Source organism: Paenibacillus sp. FSL K6-1318 (assembly GCF_037976905.1).
Classification (GTDB): domain Bacteria; phylum Bacillota; class Bacilli; order Paenibacillales; family Paenibacillaceae; genus Paenibacillus; species Paenibacillus amylolyticus_A.
Map to the genome: position 1 here is coordinate 1,810,529 of NZ_CP150270.1, position 21,289 is coordinate 1,831,817.

Annotated in this window: 17 protein-coding genes and 1 pseudogene; 16 read left to right on the plus strand and 2 right to left on the minus strand. The window is 48.2% G+C overall.

Annotated features, from left to right (window positions below; translation table 11 throughout):
• Positions 1–27 precede the first annotated feature (27 nt).
• A pseudogene (locus NYE45_RS08110) lies at positions 28–306 on the minus strand (SRPBCC domain-containing protein); the annotation flags it as partial.
• Between the two features lie 207 nt (positions 307–513).
• On the opposite strand from NYE45_RS08110, the gene NYE45_RS08115 reads away from it, so the two are divergent.
• From NYE45_RS08115 to NYE45_RS08135, 5 genes are all read left to right on the plus strand, one after another.
• A complete protein-coding gene (locus NYE45_RS08115; RefSeq protein WP_340016329.1) occupies positions 514–951 on the plus strand; it encodes a GNAT family N-acetyltransferase in 438 nt (145 codons plus the stop codon).
• 36 nt (positions 952–987) lie between these two features.
• Positions 988–1,422, plus strand: a complete 435-nt coding sequence (locus tag NYE45_RS08120; RefSeq protein ID WP_340016330.1) for a GNAT family N-acetyltransferase — start codon at positions 988–990, stop codon at positions 1,420–1,422.
• A 108-nt stretch (positions 1,423–1,530) separates the two neighbouring features.
• Positions 1,531–1,953 (plus strand): hypothetical protein, encoded by a 423-nt coding sequence (locus NYE45_RS08125; protein ID WP_340016331.1) that lies wholly within the window; start codon positions 1,531–1,533, stop codon positions 1,951–1,953.
• Between the two features lie 173 nt (positions 1,954–2,126).
• Entirely contained in the window at positions 2,127–3,347 is a 1,221-nt protein-coding gene (locus NYE45_RS08130; protein WP_340016332.1) for an RtcB family protein, read from the plus strand.
• A gap of 249 nt (positions 3,348–3,596) precedes the next feature.
• A complete protein-coding gene (locus tag NYE45_RS08135) occupies positions 3,597–4,775 on the plus strand; it encodes a DUF4272 domain-containing protein (protein WP_340016333.1) in 1,179 nt (392 codons plus the stop codon).
• Between the two features lie 81 nt (positions 4,776–4,856).
• On the opposite strand, the gene NYE45_RS08140 is transcribed toward NYE45_RS08135, so the two are convergent.
• On the minus strand, positions 4,857–5,894 hold the full coding sequence (locus NYE45_RS08140) for a LacI family DNA-binding transcriptional regulator (protein ID WP_340016334.1): 1,038 nt from the start codon (positions 5,892–5,894) through the stop codon (positions 4,857–4,859).
• Positions 5,895–6,424: 530 nt separating this feature from the next.
• On the opposite strand from NYE45_RS08140, the gene NYE45_RS08145 reads away from it, so the two are divergent.
• From NYE45_RS08145 to NYE45_RS08195, 11 genes are all read left to right on the plus strand, one after another.
• A complete protein-coding gene (locus NYE45_RS08145; protein WP_340017333.1) occupies positions 6,425–7,804 on the plus strand; it encodes an extracellular solute-binding protein in 1,380 nt (459 codons plus the stop codon).
• A gap of 249 nt (positions 7,805–8,053) precedes the next feature.
• On the plus strand, positions 8,054–10,981 hold the full coding sequence (locus NYE45_RS08150; protein ID WP_340016335.1) for an extracellular solute-binding protein: 2,928 nt from the start codon (positions 8,054–8,056) through the stop codon (positions 10,979–10,981).
• Between the two features lie 75 nt (positions 10,982–11,056).
• Positions 11,057–11,968 (plus strand): sugar ABC transporter permease, encoded by a 912-nt coding sequence (locus NYE45_RS08155; RefSeq protein ID WP_062833376.1) that lies wholly within the window; start codon positions 11,057–11,059, stop codon positions 11,966–11,968.
• Positions 11,969–11,970: 2 nt separating this feature from the next.
• Complete coding sequence (locus NYE45_RS08160; protein ID WP_017689719.1) at positions 11,971–12,834, plus strand: carbohydrate ABC transporter permease; 864 nt, start codon at positions 11,971–11,973, stop codon at positions 12,832–12,834.
• An 11-nt stretch (positions 12,835–12,845) separates the two neighbouring features.
• Entirely contained in the window at positions 12,846–14,312 is a 1,467-nt protein-coding gene (locus NYE45_RS08165; protein WP_340016336.1) for an NHL repeat-containing protein, read from the plus strand.
• Positions 14,293–14,913, plus strand: coding sequence for a YIP1 family protein (locus tag NYE45_RS08170; RefSeq protein WP_340016337.1), 621 nt, complete (start codon positions 14,293–14,295; stop codon positions 14,911–14,913). Before NYE45_RS08165 ends, NYE45_RS08170 begins: the two co-directional genes overlap by 20 nt.
• A 14-nt stretch (positions 14,914–14,927) precedes the next feature.
• Positions 14,928–17,513 carry a DUF5696 domain-containing protein gene (locus tag NYE45_RS08175; RefSeq protein ID WP_340016338.1) on the plus strand — a complete coding sequence of 862 codons (2,586 nt, stop codon included), beginning with the start codon at positions 14,928–14,930 and terminating at the stop codon, positions 17,511–17,513.
• A complete protein-coding gene (locus tag NYE45_RS08180; protein WP_340016339.1) occupies positions 17,510–18,409 on the plus strand; it encodes a sugar ABC transporter permease in 900 nt (299 codons plus the stop codon). The genes NYE45_RS08175 and NYE45_RS08180 overlap by 4 nt, the downstream gene beginning before the upstream one ends.
• Before the next feature lie 28 nt (positions 18,410–18,437).
• A complete protein-coding gene (locus NYE45_RS08185) occupies positions 18,438–19,448 on the plus strand; it encodes a carbohydrate ABC transporter permease (protein ID WP_340016340.1) in 1,011 nt (336 codons plus the stop codon).
• A gap of 29 nt (positions 19,449–19,477) precedes the next feature.
• Positions 19,478–20,440 (plus strand): glycosyl hydrolase, encoded by a 963-nt coding sequence (locus NYE45_RS08190; RefSeq protein ID WP_340016341.1) that lies wholly within the window; start codon positions 19,478–19,480, stop codon positions 20,438–20,440.
• Positions 20,441–20,663: 223 nt separating this feature from the next.
• Positions 20,664–21,200 (plus strand): hypothetical protein, encoded by a 537-nt coding sequence (locus NYE45_RS08195; protein WP_340016342.1) that lies wholly within the window; start codon positions 20,664–20,666, stop codon positions 21,198–21,200.
• Positions 21,201–21,289 lie beyond the last annotated feature (89 nt).

Sequence of the window (21,289 nt, forward strand, 5' to 3'; positions counted from 1 at the left end):
TGTACAGACTGCCCTTTTTCTTGCTTTCTATCCCTGCTCAGAACCGGTGTTATATTCACGGATTGCTTTTTCAATATCGTCTCCAGTCCATCCTTCTTCATGGGGAACGATAATCTGTTGTGTGAACGTCATCTCGTAACGCTCTCCATGAGAAGTGACTTCAACGGTAATCGTATCAACAGTTTCGCTAAACTGTGGCATCTCAAATGTAAGCACCAATCGGCTGGGTGAATCAATCTCCAGGTATTCTCCAATAGCTCTATAATCTTTCCCCTCACGATGGTCTACGATTTCCCAAGTACCGCCGACTTTGGGTTCATTCTATACAACTTTATTTGTCGTTTCGCTGGTGAACAACCACTTCTTCATGAGCTTAGGATTCAGCCAAGCAGCTGAGACCTGGTTTGCAGGCACATCAAAAGAACGTTTCATCGTTAATAGGGTTGTCGATATGTTATGAGTCCATGAATCTGATTCATGTATAACAGTGTAACGAGGGGAGCAGAAAAGAAGATGTCTCAGTTAAACATCAATCAAAGTACTTCAGAAGATTCCGCATATGTTCGCCAGCAATTAGTCGCATACAATGCGACCCATGTGAGCGAGGAATTAAGGCATCGGTACGAAGAATTGAATTTCAATATCAAAAATGAGGCTGGCGAAATTGTCGCAGGAGTGCTCAGTACACTTTGTTGGAACTGGCTGGAACTTGATATTCTTTGGGTGGACTCCGATCAGCGGCATCGGGGATACGGATCCCAATTGCTGCTTGAGGTGGAGCGCATTGCGCGCGAGAAATCCTGTGATTTTATTATGTTGAATACATTCTCATACCAAGCACCGGAATTCTACAAGAAGCACGGATACCAATTGATCACAACCATCAAGAATGCTCCAACAGGGCATTGCCATTATTATTTTAAGAAGGACCTCAATCAAGATAAAATATAGAATACCAAATAAGAGAGAACGTCAGGGGGACATAGTATGGTTACGATCAAAGCCATTGAACTACAGGATCTGCCGGGTTTAAGCAAATTGTATGATGAGTTGATAGGAACACCTTCGAACGAGCAGCAGATGAAAAAGATGTTTCATTACATACAGCAGAATGGTCATTATCACGTGCTTGGGGCATTTTACAATGGCAAATTGGTCGGGTCCGTTATGGGCATTGAGTGTATGGATCTGGTGGGTCCATGCAAACCGTTTATGGTTGTGGAGAATGTGATTGTGTCGGATCAGGTGCGCAGACAGGGGATTGGTCAGAAGTTGATGCTCCAGATTGAGCGGATTGCCAGGGATCTCGGTTGTGATTACATGATTCTAGTGTCTGGCGATCAGCGCAAGGAAGCGCATATATTCTATGAGAAACTAGGCTTCAAGGATGAGAAGGTTCAGGGTTACCGGAAGCATTTCTAATTAAACGATCAGATGAAAAGTTCTTACACAAGTGGAAGGATTACTTAATGAGCATGGCGAATAAGGCATAGTCTTAATAAAAGAGATGAATAAGAGGGAGGCACTCTCGTGTTCAAAAAATGGGCTAATGTCTTCATGATTCTGAGCCTGGTATTCGCCGTCTGTTCCCCCACTTCCCATGCGGCTGCCAAAACGGTCAAGGTAACCGTGACGCTGGTAAGCGCAGAGCTTGTGGAGAATAACTCTGTCGGCAACGAATGGGCCATCGGAGCAAGTGTGAACGGCAAAGATTTGGAAGAGGGCTCGTCGGTTACATTAAACCTGAAATCCACAGGTACATTGAAACTGGAAGCCATCGCCGAAGAACAGGACAAGATTCCTGACTATGGGAGCAAAAGCACCAACGTCAAACTATCTTCGTTCTCCAAATCAACCAACAAGACACTTTCCGTGGTGGTCACCGAGAACAGAGGAAGATATTCTGGTAACACAGCGACTTGGGCGTTCAAGTTTAAGATTAGCAAAAAGTGAATAGGAATCAGTGTGAGAAAGGGAGCTGAGCTCTCTTTTTTTTATGTGCAGATAATGGTGAACTGTAGGAAGACGACGTTTCGAGCAACGCTGATCTTTGTTAAACTAATGAAAGAAATGGATAAAAATATAAGATGAATTTTTAAAATAATACATAGGAGGCTAACACAATCATGCGTATCGTAGATAACATTAAAGTCTGGGGGGAGCCGCTGGAGAATGCCGTAAGTCAGGCGGTGACTTGCTCGCAATATGGAGATGTATTGGGTGTGGCTCTGATGGCCGACCATCACAAAGGCTACTCACAGCCCATCGGCGGTGTTGTCGCTTATCGGAATATGATCAGTCCGTCAGGAGTCGGATATGATATCGCCTGTGGCAACAAGGCTGTGCGCACGAATCTGATGTGGGACGATATTCGGGATCAGATTGCAACGATCATGGATGATATCAATTCGACTATATCTTTCGGCGTGGGCCGCAACAATCCAACACCTGTGGATCATGACTTGTTCGACGATGCGAGCTGGAAGCTGTTTGATACCATCGAACCGGGATTACAGCATAAGCTGAAGACACTTGCACGCAACCAACTCGGAACCGTAGGCAGTGGCAATCATTTCGTGGATATTTTTGTAGAAGAGGCGACGGGAAAGGTATGGATCGCGAATCATTTCGGCAGCCGCGGGTTCGGACACAAAGTGGCGAGTGGATTCCTTAACCTTGCTGCCGGACGTGAGTTCAGTGGCAAAGCTCCGGGTGAATCGATGGATCAGCCACCTACATTGTTTGACCTGAACAGTGAAATGGGTGATATGTATTGGGACGCAATGACCTTGGCGGGCCGATACGCCTATGCAGGACGTGACTATGTCATTGAACAGGTGCTCGGAATTCTCGGGGCAAGTGCCGAATATGCCGTACATAACCATCATAACTTTGCTTGGAAAGAACAACACATGGGTGAAGAGGTAGTCGTGGTCCGCAAAGGTGCAACGCCGTTGGCACCCGGACAACTCGGTTTTGTCGGAGGAAGTATGGGCGATATCTCGGTAATTGTGGAGGGAATCCATAGCGAGGAGAATACCGAATCATACCGCAGCACTGTGCACGGAGCAGGGCGTACGATGAGTCGAACCCAGGCGGCTGGCAAAATGAATTACAAGCTTCGCACACGCATGGGCGGTGAGATTAGCGAAGCACAGATGCATGAGGCAATTCGTGCCTATGGTGTCGAGCTGCGGGGAGCGGGCACAGACGAAAGTCCGTTTGTGTACAAGAAGCTGCAAGACGTACTGAACGCACATGCGAATACGCTGAAAATCAACCATGTGCTGCGTCCCGTTGGTGTCGCCATGGCCGGAGGTAATGAATTCGATCCGTATAAAGATTAGTCATATATGTTCAACTGAACATTTACACGATAACGGAGAGGGCAGAAATAACTTGAAGAAGCGGAGCGTTTGCCTAAAAGCTTTCTAAAAGAAAGCTACATCGAAAGCATACGCTATCACCGGATTTCCCCTTTCAAAAAAAGGAATAAAAAAATCTGGGGATAACAGCGATCGGAAAGTTATTCTACCATCGGAGTGCCAGTGTAAATATTCATTAGTTGAACTATATGTAGAGAGAGGGTGAACTTCATGAGAAATTGTGCGATATATAGCTCTCAGTTTGACCTGGATCAGCTGTTTGAAGTGGTTCAATCCATTTATCCAGAGGATACGATTGAGCGGCAAGAAGACAAGACACATATCCAAGTGACTCAGAAGAAATGGTTCAGTAAGAAAACAAAGGGCTTCAATATCATGACGAGCCAGACACATCCTGAGGAATTTACGACCATGATTCAGGGGATGCTTGGATTTTTGAGTCAGATTGAGGGGCGCAATGCTGCGCTCCAGGAAAAGGTACTGATCAAATGTTCCACACTGAACATGGTGATTGGTATTGAGACGGAAGAGGATATCACGGAAGAATTCTTTGGCGAGTTATTGCGTTTGGCTGATGCGCTGGATGCCGTCATTTTCTGGGGAGGGGGATCTCTGCTCAACGCACAAGGCCAGCTACTGCTGGATGTGAATGGAGAATCCGAAGTGGAGGATTACACGGTGACAGCGCACACCAGTTTCCTTGACGATTCCAGACCCCAATCGGAGTCTGCGATTCAACGTAAAGCGCGGTCAGAGCAACTGTTAACGGAACAAGGAGTTCCGTATAATGCGAACTTGCCCGCCAGAGCCGGAGACGAGTACACGACGATTCGAAGTGAAGCGGAAGTCGCGCGACGTGCGGTTGCTTTGTGTCTTGCTGCGCTTAAGGGGGAGTGTCTGGGAGCTGGTGAAAGTGCGGAAGATACCGCAGCGTTGGTTCAGGAAGTGATCGACAAGTATGAGGCGACATCTTTCTTTTCCCCCGTAGAGAAGGCATTTATCAATCAGCACGGAGCGGAGCAGCAGGAGATCATCTCCTTCTCCTGGGGATATGAAGCCTACCACGTGATGTTGTGGGCGCTCGGCTATGTGAAGGAACTGGATGCACCAACGGAGTTGTGTAACGTAGGGAAGGATGTCGGTTATTTGCAGCAGAAGGATAGCTTTACCGACTTTCTCTCGGATGCCTCTCTGCGTAGCAAGAGCGAGATTTTGGATGAAGCCGACCTCATCTACCGTTATAACTGGGTGTGTGTGGATAGTCGTGTAAATGACAGAACACCTCCCGCTGGTCTGAATGGCGGAGTGGCTTACGAGCGTCATCGTGCATTGAACTGGCTGATCTGTTATCTGGATCAGGACTGGGATGATGTGCGTACGGATACGTAGAACGTGATATTACAGAACATACAACAATACAAACACCCCTATAGCCGTAACAATACGGTTAAAGGGGTGTTTGGCGTGCTTTTATCCACTATGCCTGCCGAACTGTTCACGAATAATGACATCAGCAAGAATCAGCTTTTTCTCTACGCTGCTCTCGGGGTTCGCAATGCGCCACAACATCTGATCCACTGCACGTGAGCCCAGCAATTCCTTGTTCACATTGACTGTGGCCAGTAATGGAATGTTGTCGTATAGATTATCAAAACCGGTGACTACACACTGATCGGGTACACGAATACCCATACTCTCAAGGGCTTCTATGGTGTATAGCCCATAGAAATCATTCGCACATACAAAAACTTCAGGCAGATTATCCGCATTGATCACCGAAGTGAACGTCTGGCGGAACTCGTCCAAGGCCTGATTACTCAGCTCGGGAATCTGGTTAATCTCCATCCCGTGACCCATGAGTACAGAAGTATAAGCAATCCAGCGTTCATAGAAGCTATGAGCATCACTGATATTGCCGACGAACTGGAAGGTTTTGAAGCCCTTGCGGAGCAAATAGAGCATGATCTCGCGCATGGATGCAAAGTTATCGGTGAATATGCTGTCGCTGTGGAAAACAGGGTCCAGATGATCCACCATCACGACCGGAATACCAAGCCGCTTGATTTCAAGCAGAATTGGCGTGGAGATGGAGCCGACGGTGATGATTCCCCGAATGGCATCCGGATTTAACAAGGTGAACAACTGGTCTGCTGATGGTTCCGTTAGCGTCAGAATATTAATGCCTTTCTGATTTAGCTTGGACGAGATCCCGTTAAATACGGGTCCCCAGTATACGGATTCTTGATTTTGATAACGAACATTGGGAAATAAAATTAAGATCGTACCGCTTGAACGGGTGTTCTTCGGGTCCTGAGATTCATTGTTGTTATACAGTTCACCAGACAACATGCTGTTATCTTTGAAATATCCAAGTTTGCCAGCGGCCTTGAGAATGACATCCCTCGTCTGATCGCTAACGCCCGATTTTCCAGACAAAGCCCGTGATACCGCGAATTTCGACAAACCCGTAAAATGTGCAATTTCCTGAATTGTTACCTTCGTCTTCATCATACCATCCTTACACTCGTAGTTCTGCCGTATTCCTTATTTGGAGCGATATCCAACTGATTCTAGTATAGCATGATGTATTTCTCTTAATCTAATAACGGACAGAGAATTCAAAATGTTAGTGATGCACAGCATTTTACGATAGACATTGAACATGAAGGTAAGCATATTTTCAGATAGTATGACGAATTTTGTCTTATGAATTATCATTTTGTTATTTTTAAAAAATAACAAAATAACGAAAATTACTACTGCTTTCAATAAGCGTGTACTTAGTGAACGTACTCATGAATAAGCTGAAATACAGGAAAATTTGAGCTTAATCAGCATTTTATCAGAATAAATAGAAAATGTTAACAACAAAAATGTTGACGCTTACATTTTGCTGTGTTAAATTTTGTTTGTCAAAAACAAACAAGAAAATAACAAATGGTGGTGGTCGTTTATTTTCGATTGGTTGATGAGCGGGGTTAATGATGTAGGGTGAACCATGATTGGTATACACATTCGGGGAGGTTGTTAAAATCATGATGAGAAGATGGAATGTTCTACCTCTGATGTTATTGGCTGTGATGCTTTTTGTATCCGCTTGCAGTGGTGGGGGAATAGCGCAGACGGGGACCGATGCAGAGGGAACGACGAACTCAGGCAACAGCACCGAAGTCGCTGAGACAGAGAAAGAAAGCGTAGCGGAAGAAGCTGTGGTGGATGTTCCTGATCTGGGTGGACGTGTCATCAAGCTTGCGGCCTGGTGGGATCTGAAACCGGCAGGAGAGACGGCTTCCGATAAGGCCAGACTTGATAAAATTGCAGAGGTCGAGAAGAAATACAACGTAAAACTGGAGTTCATCAACGTACCTTTTGAAGAGTACATGAACAAATTCACAACGTCTGCACTGGCTGGCGAACCGTTCGCCGACATCGTTCAGATGGAATACAAATCCGCACTACCCGCTATCCTCAAAGGGCAGCTATTGCCCATCTCCGAATTCACTACACCTGAGAACAACATCAACCAAGAGGCTAACCTAATTGCAAAATTTCCTGCCATTGCAGGCAATGAATACGCCTTCGAATCTCCAACCAGCATCGGTCTGGGACTTCACTATAACCGTGACTTGTTCAAAAAACTGTCATTGCCTGATCCGCAAGAACTGTATAACCAAGGCCAATGGGATTGGGACAAATTCATGGAACTCGCCAAACAGGCAACCAAAGATACCAATAACGATGGCAAAATCGACGTATACGGATTCTCAGGCTGGGCCCTTGATGTCGTTCGCCATTTTACCGCAGCCAATGGTGGCACGATCGTAGATGATGCAAATAGCAAAGAAGGATTGTCTGATCCGAAAACGATTGAAGCTGCCGAATTCGTCAAACGCCTATATAACGTGGAAAATGTCGTGAAGGTCAAAACTGGCGACAAAACCAACTGGGAGGAAAGCAATACGTTCAAGGATGGAGACGTAGCTCTGTTCACCGCCGCCGAATGGCAGTTGGGCGATCTCACCTTTGCAGTCGGTGTTGTGCCGATTCCGAACGGGCCACAGGGTAGCAAAGAGGTAACCTATGCAAACAACGCGGCATCGGCGAAGTTCATTCCAAAAGGCGTGGAGGATCCACAGATCGTCTACCAAATCTATGAAGAGACCTTCGACATCCCGCAGATTGAAGAGTATCCAGGTCAGGATTATCTGGAAAGTCGTTATACCGATGAGAAGGATATTGCGATCATTCGCGAGCACATCGCTGGAACAGGCCGTATCTTGCTGGATGATGCCTACACAGGATACCCTTTCGGAGATTTTGTGAATGATATCATCAAAAACAATGCTTCCGTGACGGCAACAGCCGAGAAATATAAGGCACAGGCACAAGCGGCCATTGATAAACTCGGCAAACAATAAGAACACTTATCATCGAATCAATTTCATAATACCTTCAGTAACTTCAATCAAGGCTAGATATAGATCAAAATGATTCAATTTGTCTATATCTAGTTACAAAAAACGAAAATTTAATGAGTTATGAAATTGATATCACCAGCAAACGATTCAGGCAGGGGGCTCGTGTCGGCAAAGTTGCACGGAGCCCCTTTTTCCTGAACCACCAAATCGGCATTGCTGGCATCAGCCTTGATGAGGAGGACTCGTAGGATGGCTGGAATTCTACAACGCAAGACATGGATATTGTCCACAGTGATCATCGTGGCGGCAGCCTGCATCATTCTATATGTAACTTCCGGCCCTGATGTGAAGAGTGCAGACATTCCACCTGGCAGTCTGCCTGCCATTGAAGTGGATGCGATCTTGCAGCAGACCCGGCAGAAAAAGGGATACGAACAGTATCGATCCGGAACGGGCCAGGCTTCGCAGCCGAATGTGGACATCACCATTGAAGCAGGAGATTACATAAGAGCCGAAGGTGAAGACGTCCGCAAACTGACTAATTATGAAGAAATGGATGGTGTATCTCTCCATACCGGAGAGACCGGACAAGTCGACTGGACCATTAACGTACCGGAGACCGGGCTGTATAACCTGTCCGTGATCTATTTTCCCGTTGAAGGCAAGAGTTCGGCCATTGAGCGTGCATTGTACATTGACGGTGAACTTCCATTTGCGGAAGCCGCCTATTTGCAGTTTGACCGGGTATGGTCGAATGAGAAAGATGTTGTTGAACAGGATAACCAAGGCAATGACCTTCGCCCGAGACAAGTGGAGCAACCTCGCTGGATGGAAGAAACGTTTCAGGACTCAGACGGGTACGAACAGGCTCCATTCAAGTTTTATTTGGAAAAAGGGGAACACACGCTAACGCTAAAATCATCGCGTGAGCCCATGGTGATCCGATCCATTCGCCTTTTCAATGAGAAGACAGCCGTTCCTTACTCGGAGACTGCGGGGGCACAACAATCGGATTCCTCAGGGCAGCCGAAGGATGTACTTATTCGCATTGAAGGAGAAGCCGCAATTGCCAAATCTTCACCTACGTTATACCCGACGAGCGAAAGGTCAAGTTCTGCTGTATCTCCTTATAGCGCTTCCCAGGTACGCATCAATACGATTGGTGGCTTTAATTGGCGTCTGCCAGGACAATGGATTGAATGGGAAGTGGATGTGCCGGAGAGCGGACTTTATCATATCGGTTTTACCGCACAGCAGAATTTTGTCAAAGGCATCTATTCTACACGCAAACTGACCATTGACGGTGAAGTTCCGTTTGCAGAGATGGCCAAAGCACCTTTCCGTTACCAAAGCGACTATCGCATTGACGTCATGGGAGGCAAGGAAGCATACAAGTTTCAATTGGACAAAGGAAAACATGTGCTACGGCTGGAGAACAGCCTCGGTGACTTTGCACCCCTTATCCGCAATGTGGAGGATAGTCTGTACAACTTGAACTCCATGTACCGACGCATTCTGATGATTACAGGTACCAAGCCTGATGAGTTCCGGGATTATCGGGTGGAAAAGCAGATCCCGAATCTGCTGGAAGTATTCAGCAGAGAAAGTAAACGTCTCAAGGACGTGGCTGCACAGCTTCGTCTCTTGTCAGGACAGTCCAGCGATCAGGAAGCCTTGATTAAGACGATGGCGCTTCAACTGGACGAGATGATTGACAAGCCAGATACCATTCCAAGACGGCTTGCGGCTTATAAAACCAATACAGGCGGTCTCGGCACATGGGTGCAGCAGGCACGAGAACAGCCCCTGGAGATCGACGCACTGTACGTCACTTCGATCGACCGCGATATTCCCGGCACAGGCATGGGGCCACTTGCCAAGCTCGGTCATGAAGCGAAGATATTCTATCATTCGTTCTTCATTGATTACAACCAGATCGGCAATGTAGCCACATCGGAAGATCAGCGGACGGTAACCGTCTGGATTGGTAGCGGACGTGACCAGGCGAATACGATGAAAGCGATGATTGACAAGACCTTTACACCAGACAGTGGTATCAATGTCAATCTGAAGCTGGTGAATATGGGAACCCTGCTGCCAGCGACTTTGTCTGGTGAAGGACCGGACGTAGCGATGCAGATTGGCAATGATCTGCCGGTGAACTTTGCGATGCGGAACTCGGCTGTAGATCTGACGCAATTCAGTGATTATAGCACCGTGGAACAGGAGTTCAGGGAAAGTGCGATCGTGCCGTATGCGTATGATTCAGGCGTATATGCTCTGCCGGAAACACAAACCTTTAATATGCTGTTTTATCGTAAAGACGTGCTTGAAGAACTGGGGCTTGAAGTGCCTCAGAACTGGGAAGATGTTGAGGCTCTGCTCGCGATTCTGAGCAAGAATCATATGGAATTCGGTATGCCGATCGTGACCCAGGCCAATATGCAGGGTGTCAATATTCCGCCGAACTCGCAGTATGCAACGATGCTGCTTCAGAACGGAGGCGCTTTCTATCGGAACGATGACAAGGAGTCGGATCTGGATTCCCGGATCGGGATCGAGACGTTCAAGCAGTGGACGGAGTTCTATACCGATTACAAGCTGGAACGGGAATATGATTTTGCCAACCGTTTCCGGACAGGACAGATGCCTATTGGACTAACGGAATACACCATGTACAACCAGTTGTCCGTATTTGCACCGGAGATTCGGGGACTATGGGGATTCGTTCCTGTCCCGGGAACCGTTCAGGCGGATGGAACCTTGAATCGGGACGTACCGGGTGGAGGCAGCGCGGTCATGATGCTGGAGAGTGCCAAGGATCAGGATGCTGCGTGGGAGTTCATGAAGTGGTGGACCAGTACGCCGGTTCAGGCGGAATTCGGACGGGAGATGGAAGGGCTGATGGGTGCGGCTGCCCGTTATCCAACGGCAAACATCAAGGCACTGGATTCCCTGCCGTGGCCTGCGGAGGATTACGCCAATCTCAAGGCTCAATTCGAAACGGTGAAGGGCATTCCTGAAGTACCTGGTGGTTATTTTACAGGCCGCCATCTGTTCAATGCATTTTACAAAACCGTTGTTGGCCAAGTGGAAGCCAGGGAATCCATTATGGATTATACCCAATATATTCAGGACGAGATTCGCGTCAAGCGTAATGAATTTGGTCTTCCGTAAGCAGAGGGAGGGTTAATCGTGCCACAAATATCACTCCGAGACGGACAAAACAGTCCTCCTGAGAAAGCGTCAAGGATGGGCATGAAATCGTGGTGGAGCTGGAAGCTCCAGGAAATGAAGGCCAGCAAACATTCCTATGTCCTGCTTGCACCTTATATGCTCCTGTTCATCATGTTTACCGTGATTCCGGTTGTCATCTCGATCATACTCAGCTTCACCTACTTTAACATGCTGGAATTTCCGCGTTTTATTGGCTGGCAGAACTATACTCGTCTGTTTCTGGAGGATGATGTATTCCTGATTGCCATCAAGAATACGTTGCTGTTCGCCATTATTACCGGACCAATCAGTTATATTGCCTGTTTTGTCTTCGCGTGGATCATTAATGAGTTAACACCGAAATGGAGAGCGTTCATGACGCTGATCTTCTACGCGCCCTCCATCTCGGGCAATGTGTATTTTATCTGGCTGATGATCTTCTCGGGAGATCGTTATGGCATTGCGAATGGGTTGTTGATTAAATGGGGCTTTCTGCTGGAGCCGATCCAATGGCTGAAGACAGAAGCTTACATTATGCCGATCCTTATTCTCGTGCAGCTGTGGCTGAGTCTCGGAACCGGATTTCTGGCGTTTATCGCTGGTTTGCAGACGGTGGACCGGACGTTGTACGAAGCAGGAGCGGTGGATGGCATCAAGAATCGCTGGCAGGAGCTATGGTACATTACCTTGCCTTCGATGCGTCCGCAGCTCATGTTCGGCGCAGTCATTCAGCTCACAACCTCGTTTGCCGTGGCCGATGTGTCGATCGCACTGGCCGGGTTCCCGAGCGTGAACTATGCGGCAGAGACGGTGGTCACCCACTTGATCGACTTCGGTACAACACGGTTTGAGATGGGCTACGCATCAGCGATTGCCACCGTACTGTTCATGATTATGGTGGGTACCAACTTGCTGGTACAGAAACTGCTTCGAAGGGTGGGAGAATAGCTATGGCTGCAATTGCGACAGGCAAAAAGCGGGTAAATCGATCGCTATCGGGAAGTCTCTCCCTGTTTGCCCTTCTGCTCGTATTTGGTGCCTTCATGGTGCTGCCGCTGATCTATGCAATCAACAATGCATTCAAACCATTGGATGAGATTTTCACCTTTCCACCAACGCTGTTTGTCAAAAATCCGACGTTCAGCAACTTTACTGATCTGCTGAATCTGCTGAGTGACTCGTGGGTGCCGTTCTCACGTTATATATTCAACACGGTGTTTATAACCGGCATCGGTATCGTAGGCCATGTGCTGCTAGCTTCCGCAGCGGCCTACCCGCTTGCCAAACACAAGTTTCCGGGCAAAGTATTCATGTTCCAAGTGGTCGTACTGTCACTGATGTTCACACCTGCGGTGACGGCCATTCCGAACTATATGATCATGTCATGGCTCGGATGGATCGACACGTACTGGGCCGTCATTATTCCGGCATTTGCCTATTCACTCGGGTTGTATCTGATGAAACAGTTCATGGAGCAGATCCCGGATGCGCTGCTGGAAGCGGCCAAGATCGATGGTGCCAGTGAATATCGGATCTTCTGGTCCATCGTCATGCCCAATGTGAAACCAGCCTGGCTTACATTGATCATTCTGTTGTTCCAGATGTTATGGGGCAGTGATGGCAATGGATACATCTACAGCGAGCAGCTCAAGACCCTGCATTATGCAGCAGGTCAGATTATTCAGGGCGGAATATCCCGGGCAGGAGCGGGTGCTGCGGTAGCACTGATTTTGATGAGTGTGCCGATCACGCTATTTATTTTCTCTCAGAGCCGAATCATTGAGACGATGGCGAGTTCGGGCATGAAGGATTAAGGGGGAACGATATGGCACCCACAGTGAAAAGATGGCTTGTTCTCCTGGCGGCAGTATCTCTGCTGCTGGTGAATGCCGTGCCTGCGGCGGCCTCCGCGGCGCCGTATGAGAGTTATAACTACAACTACTGGAAAGAGGCTGTTCCTTCACCAGATGCCTATCTGCCCGAGCGTACCATATCAGGCCGTGATCTCGGCATTAGTGAGTTCAAAGACCCCGGTGATGTGAACGTTTCTCCCTCTGGATTGATCTATATTTTGGATAGCGGTAACAGCCGAGTTGTCGTATTGGACCCGGGCTTTAAGCTGCTGCGCGTCATCGATGGATTCATGATGGAGGGTAGCAAGGAGACCTTTAACCTTCCAGGTGGATTGTTTGTAGATGAAGAAGAACGCATATATGTCGCCGATACGGGAAACAGTCGTGTGGTTGTCCTTGATGGAGAGGGGACACTGATACAAACCATCACGAAGCCCGAGTCAGATATCCTATCGACCCAATTCCAGTTCCAGCCCTTGAAACTGACGGTGGACCATGTAGGCCGAGTGTATGTTGTGGCACAGGGGGTCTACGAAGGCATTATGCAGTTTGACGAGAGTGGGAAATTTATCGGATACGTCGGTACCAACAAAGTGGAGCGGGACTACGGCGAATATATCTGGCGCATGTTATCGACCAAAGCCCAGCGCGCACAAATGGTCCTGTTTGTACCAACGGAATTCTCCAATGCGGATATCGACCACAAAGGATTTGTGTATGCGACGAATATTGATCCCGGCTCAAATGAACCGATCAAGCGGCTTAACCCGTCTGGCGAAGATGTACTGAAACGGTTTGGTTATTACGATGTCAAAGGCGATATCCGGTTCCGTAACAATCCCGGTCCATCCAAACTGATCGATGTGAAAGTGCTTGGCAATGGCATGTACAGTGTACTGGATGCGACACAGAACCGGGTGTTCACGTACGACGATGAAGGTCATCTGCTCTACATATACGGTGGCAAAGGAAATCAGGTGGGCACACTCAAAACACCTGTCGCGATTGAACAATCGGGTGAGCATCACTTGGTTTTGGATCGGGGCAAGAACAACCTTGTCGTCTATGAGCCGACCCGTTTTGGTGCCCGTGTGAATGAAGCGGTGGCACTCCACTATCGGGGCGAGGACACAGAGGCCGTGAATATATGGAGAGAAGTGCTTAAGCTGAATGCTAACTATGACATCGCTTATATCGGTATCGGCAAGTCCGTATTAATGGAGAAGAAAAACGAGGAAGCGCTAGGTTACTTCGAACTTGGAATGGACCGCAAGAGTTATTCTGTCGCGTTCAAGAGGCACCGGCGGGAGATGATGAAGGAACATTTCGGTACATTCCTGACCGCTGCAATCGCGCTGATTGTCATTCTGATCCTGACCCGGGTAGCGGTTAAATGGAGACGGAGGAGGCAGGTTGATCGTGAAGCAGGATTTCATTAAGTTTCCGCTGCATCTCATTTTTCACCCCATTGATGCATTCTGGGACCTCAAGTCGGATAACCGGGGACGGCTTCTTGTTGCTTATGCAGCACTGGCGCTTACCATTGTCATGATGATTTTGCAAAAGCAGTACGCAGGATTTCTCGTCAATTACATCGATCCTCGTACGATTAATAGCATCATCGAGATCGCCACGGTTGCGGTCCCTTTCTTTCTATGGTGCACGGCCAACTGGGCGGTAACGACCTTGATGGAAGGGGAAGGCAAGTTCAGGGAGATCGTTCTGGCGACAGGTTACTCGCTCATTCCAATTATTCTGATCTATGCCCCGATGATCGTGATCAGCCGGTTCATGGTGCAGGAGGAGACTGCTTTTTATTATCTGTTCAATAGTATTGCATTCTTCTGGTTTATACTGCTTCTGTTCATTGGCATGATGACGGTACACCAGTACACGGTGATTAGAACAATGATAACGATGGTGCTGACACTCATTGTGATGGGCATTATCGTATTCCTTGGCGCACTGGTCTTCAGCATGCTGCAACAGTTGTACGAATTCGGTTATAACATTTACCGCGAGTTGATTTTTCGGACCTAAAGGAGGCGGCATCCGTGAACAAAAGGCAACGATTATATACGGTGCTGGCTGGTGGTACAGCTGTGATCATGATTGCAGCCGGGCTGCTGTATATAAACAACAGGGGGGTTCCTGCCGTAGAAGCCGCGGCTTATCTGGATACGACAACCAAAGCCATGCCCGTGACGGAGGACCCATTGCAGTTCCTTAGCGACTCCTCGCAGGGGGTGCCTGGTATGCAACTGGTCGCCGAAGATCAGGGGATGGCCCTGTATTATAACGAGGAGACAACGGAAATTGCAGTACGTGACGGGAAAAGTGGAGAGATCTGGTATAGCAACCCGAAAGAACGGGCTGAGGATGGTCTTGCTTCTGCATATGAAAAAGAAGTGCTGTCCTCCCAGCTGAATGTGTCTTTCCGGGATGCGATGGGCACACTGGAGAACTTTCCAAATTTCAGTTCGAGTATTAGCAATAAACAATTCACAGTGGGTCAGATCGATCAGGGCATTCGGGTGAACTATACACTTGGTGATACATCACTTGGTATTGATGCACTACCGAAGTTGATCAGCAAGCAGCGACTGGAGGAGAAAGTGCTTTCCAAGCTGGATGCTACTGTCGCAAGGTACACATCTGCCCGATATTATCCAACCAAGAACAATCCGGATGTTCTGGAACGGCTGGATGGACAGATTTCGAAGCAACTTGTGCTGAACAAGATGCTGGGTGCCTTTGAGACGGCGGGTTATACCGCGGACGATCTGGCTTTTGACAATCAGGAGAATGGAGTCGAAGGCGGAGGCGTATCGGATAAGCCCAGCTTCGTCATTTCTGTGGAATATCGACTTGAGCAGGGGGCACTTGTTGTGACCGTGCCTCTGAGCCAGGTAGAGGAAAGTGGGCAGTACCGCATTCGGAATATTGATTTGCTCGCTTATTTTGGTGCTGCGGATACAAAGGGCGAGGGTTATATGCTCGTGCCTGACGGTTCCGGCAGCCTGATCCATCTGAACAACGGAAAAACCCAGGAAGAGCAGTATGTACAGCGTGTATATGGCGCAGACCCAAATGATAATTCGCTCAGTCGTCCTCAGGTTAGTGAATCCGCGTATATGCCTGTGTTTGGTCTGAAGAACGGGGAAAATGCCTGGTTTGCAGTCATTGAAAAAGGGGATGGCATTGCCAGTATCTCCGCGGATATTGGAGGCAGACAGAATAGCTACAACCATGTACACGCGACCTTCTCCCTGCGGGGGGAGGATGAGCTGGAGATGTACACCTCGCAGAAAATGCAGGAGATCCAGCTGCTTAGCGATGAGCCTTTCCGTGGAGACATTCAGGTTCGCTATCATTTCCTTCATGGAGAAGATGCCAGTTACTCGGGTATGGCCCGCCTGTATCAGCAGCAGTTGATCGAGCAGGATGTACTGAAGCCGCTCGCAGAACAGACGGAGCTGCCGTTCTATGTGGATGTGCTTGGTGCAGTGGATAAAAAGGCTTCGTTCCTGAGTGTGCCCTATCGGACCACCTTAGCTATGACGACGTACGAACAGGCCACCGAAATGGCGGCGAAGTTACAGCAGGAAGGTGTGAACCGCGTACAAATGCGTTATCAGGGATGGTTCGGTGGCGGCATCAGCCATCATACGCCAACCCGGGTGAAATTGGATAGTGAAGTAGGTAGTCGTTCCGAGCTACAAGCATTGTCCGCTAAGCTGGAGCAGTCGGGTGGAGCTCTGTTCCCGGATGTGGCTTTCCAGCATATGTATCACGATGATTTGCGCTTTGCTCCTTCCTCGGATGCAGCTCGGTTTGTAACGAAGGAGACAGCGGAACTGTATCCATACAATCCTGCCCTTAATCGCATGGATCAGAGTAAGGACAGCTATTATTTGCTCTCAGCGGCCAAGCTTCCTTATGTGGTGAGTGAGTTTGCTGACAAATTCAATAAACTGGGCCTTGGTGGATTATCTCTTCGTGATCTCGGGCAGGTCCTGACTTCAGATTATCGGGATAGTCGGGTGATTCATCGGGAGACGGCGAAGAACATTGTGAAGGAGCAGCTAGGCAAGCTGGAACAGTCATATCCGAACCTGATGGTATCCGCAGCAAATAGCTACGCTTGGGGAAGTGCACAACATGTTGTGAATGTACCCGCAGGGTCGAGTCGGTTCAATATTACCGATGAAGAAGTTCCTTTTTATGCGATGGTCATACATGGATACATGAACTATGCGGCATCTCCAATGAACACGTCGGGGGATCAGGATCTCCGCAAACAGTTGCTGCGCAGTCTGGAGCTTGGGGCAGCTCCATATTTTCAATGGACCTATGAAGCATCATCCAGGCTGAAGCTGACGAATTATGATTCGGCCTACGCAACGGAGTATGCATATTGGGTGGATGATGCCGTTGCCTTGTATAAGCAGGCCAATGAAGTGCTGGGAAATCTGGCGAATGAGCAGATTCTCAAGCATGAACGCATTCAGGATGGCGTGGTCCGGATCACCTATACGGGTGGGGCATCCATCCTTGTGAATTACAATGCGGATGCAGTAACCGTGGATGGCACAACGGTTGGCGGGACGGACTATGTGGTGGGAGGAGTGAACCGATGAGAACCATTCGATTATCGCTGAAGTCACGGAGAGCGCTGCTTGGACTTGCATTTATTTCTCCGTGGCTGCTGGGTTTCATCTTCCTCTTTGCCACACCACTCCTGCAATCGATTCGGTTCAGTCTGAGTAATCTGTCCGTTGCTCCGGGCGGGTACGTTCTGGACTTCGTTGGATTAAAAAATTTCAAGGATGCACTTCTGGTTGATGCTACATTCAACCGGATTCTGGTGGATTCAGTTGGAGCGATGGTGCTGAACGTACCGATGATTCTGTTCTTCAGTTTGTTTACGGCGACATTGCTCAACCAGAAGTTCAGAGGAAGAACGATGGCACGTGCGATCTTTTTCCTGCCGGTTATTCTGGCTTCCAGTGCAGTCGCAGCAGCTGAGTCTGCGGGATTAATCAATCTGATGGGGGATGCGAGTGCGGTGGATGCATCAGCCGATGGCGGTGCTTCGTTCAACGTGGTATCCATTGTGCGGATACTGGCGGATGTGGGATTGCCGATGGCCTATGTGGATTACATCGTTGAAGCCATCATGCGGATCTATGAGATTATTAGCAGCTCAGGCGTTCAGATTCTGATCTTCCTCGCCGCGCTGCAATCGGTACCGGGATCGATGTATGAGGTTGCGAAGATCGAAGGGGCGACAGCTTATGAATCGTTCTGGAAAATTACATTTCCCATGGTCAGTCCGTTGATTCTGACGAATGTCATCTATACGATCATTGATTCATTTGCCGGGAGTCCAGTCACACAGGCCATCTACCAAACCGCATTCAAAACCCAGAACTTTGGCTTAAGCTCGGCGATGTCCTGGCTGTACACGCTGGTCATTGGTCTTGTATTGATCGTAGTGGGCTGGGTCTTGTCACGGCGGGTTCACTACAACTGACGGTTAACGTTGAGGGAGGCTTCAGATTATGGCTGCGTCAGGGACAGATCGCATGGTGGTGGTTCCGAAACAGAATTATCACATGCATCGGGTGCGAAACAAAACATCGGACCTTCTCTATTCCATATTCAGATATGCACTGGTCATTGGTATTTCATTTATTATTTTATACCCGTTATTTCTCAAAGTGTCAGTTGCGTTCAAGGATAAGCAGGATATCTACAATCCAACGATCTATATGATTCCCCAGCACTTTACATTGGATAATATCCGGCTAGCGGCGCAAGTAATGGATTACCTGCCTCTGCTGGCGAACACGTTATTGTTTGTTACCATCACAACGCTTCTGACAGCCATGTCCTGTGCGCTTGCAGGATACGGCTTCGCCCGGTTTACTTTTCCGGGTAGCAATGTACTCTTTGTGCTGGTAATTCTCACGATTCTGGTACCGACAAGTACGCTCATGGTGCCGATGTATCTGCATTTCCGCAGTTTTGACTTTCTGGGCATCTTCCAGTTGTTCACCGGAACGAATGGCATCAATCTGCTGAATACGTATTGGCCTTCAATAATTACGGCTGCTACAGCGGGAGGACTGAAGGCGGGACTGTTCATCTATATTTTCCGTCAGTTTTTCAAGGGCATGCCAAAGGAAATCGAGGAGGCCGCACTGATTGACGGTGCAGGTGGATTTAAAACGTTTGCTCGAATCATGTTGCCCAATGCAATATCGCCATTGATTACGGTCATTTTGTTCTCCTTTGTATGGCAGTACAATGATACATTCTATTCGGCATTGTTCATGAGTGAAAGCCCACTGATCTCGCTGAAGGTGGCTTCCTTACCTGCGCAGGCGAACCAGTTGATTCCGCAACTCATGGGATTTGGTTCGAACTCGGGCATTAAGGCCGATCCGAACTATGTGGCCATGATCGTGGATACAGGCATTTTGCTGGCGATTGCACCGCTGATTATTTTGTATCTGTTTGTACAGCGCTATTTCGTGGAGAGTATTGAACGTTCCGGTGTCGTTGGTTAACATGGTAAACCCAATTGGAGGTGTTAGTGATGACGGTGCGTACGATCAACAGTGCTCCGGTGAATGAAGCAGCGACATCTGAAGCGAGAGAACTAATGGCGTTTCTGATCGAGCGTTATGGGAAAGGGATGTTGTCAGGTCAGCAGGATTACAGCAATCTGAACTGGATTAATGAAAACACAGGCCGCAAACCAGCTGTGATTGGCTTTGATCTCATGGAATATTCGCCATCAAGAACAGCGCGCGGCGCGGTCTCCCAGGAGACCCGGGATGCGATTGCATGGCACCGACAAGGTGGCATTGTGACGCTGTGCTGGCACTGGAATGCACCGACGGATCTGATCGATGAACCAGGTAAAGAGTGGTGGCGGGGGTTCTATACGGACGCGACCACCTATGATCTTGCCTCCGCGCTAGCTGATACTGAATCGGATGCATATCAGTTATTGATCCGGGATATCGATGCGATTGCATTTCACTTGCAAGAGTTGAAGGATGCTGGTGTGCCTGTTTTATTCCGACCACTTCATGAAGCGGAGGGCGGCTGGTTCTGGTGGGGAGCGAAAGGCCCCGAACCTGCCATACAGTTATACCGGTTGTTGTATGATCGATTGGTTCAAGAACATCAGCTGCACAATCTCATCTGGGTCTGGAACTCAGAAAAACCGGAATGGTATCCAGGGGATGATGTCGTGGATATTGTGAGTGTGGATGTGTATCCGGAAGCAGGAGACCACAGCCCCCTGGCTGCACGTTACACCAACCTGCGAGAGCTTGTGAAGGATAGCAAAATCATTGCACTGGCCGAGAACGGCTCCATCCCTGACCCTAAGCAAATGAAGGAACAGGATGTACACTGGAGTTGGTTCTGTACCTGGACAGGTGGATTCCTGAGAGACGGGAGTCATAATGAACTAACGTTTTTGAAGAAAGTGTATAACAGCGAAGAGGTTATTACGCTCGATCAGTTACCGAAGTGGAGTTGGTTGTAAGGCTGTCATGGAAAGGATACTCAACTTACCAAAAGCGTCAGCAAGGCATGAGAGAATTATGCCAATGCTGACGCTTTTTATATGAAACGATCTCATGCGAATGGATACAGGTCTCGATGAATGAACTAATTTGCTACAGTTATTTCCATAAATGTTGGCATGATGTACACTATGACTAACGAATACGGATACGGAACGATTTGTTGGAGGTGGTGAGAATCCTATGACGGACTTGAAGGCGTATCATTATTTTGAACAAAGTCTTGGACCTTTCCGCAATCTCTCTAGCCTGTCTAATGAAGAAGCCGAAATAGTTACTCAACAAATCCGTGATCAAGGCCGGAATTTTGCCAGTAAGCGATCAGCGGACTATATGACCATCCGTAGAGCACTTGAATATAAAGCCTACGAGCAGTTTAAGGCCAAGGGAGGAACCCCCACCAATCGATATCCCCACTATCTGACTCTTGGTGCATGTGAATGGCTGTCATCCTGGTATACCGAACCGGATCTAGTGATGATTCTGTGGGAAGATCTGCCTGCCGAAATTGTGAGCTTCACGTATGGAGACCTCTTTCCAACAATGCGATATATGGATGATAAACCTTACCGTAAGCAGATATACACCAAAGATGAAATCCTGGAAATTATTCAGGCCTATGGTTGGCCTCAAGAATGGAACCGTCAAGGCAATCAAGGCCCGGAACGATATATTGAAGTACAAGTGTGGGACGAGCGCATCATCAGACCTTATCGTTGAAAGCCAAGGCGTTTAGGGCGCGTTTTTACCGTTTCTAACAGGTGCAAAAAAGTGCAATTGCAGGAAATACGGGTGTTCGTTATAGTGAG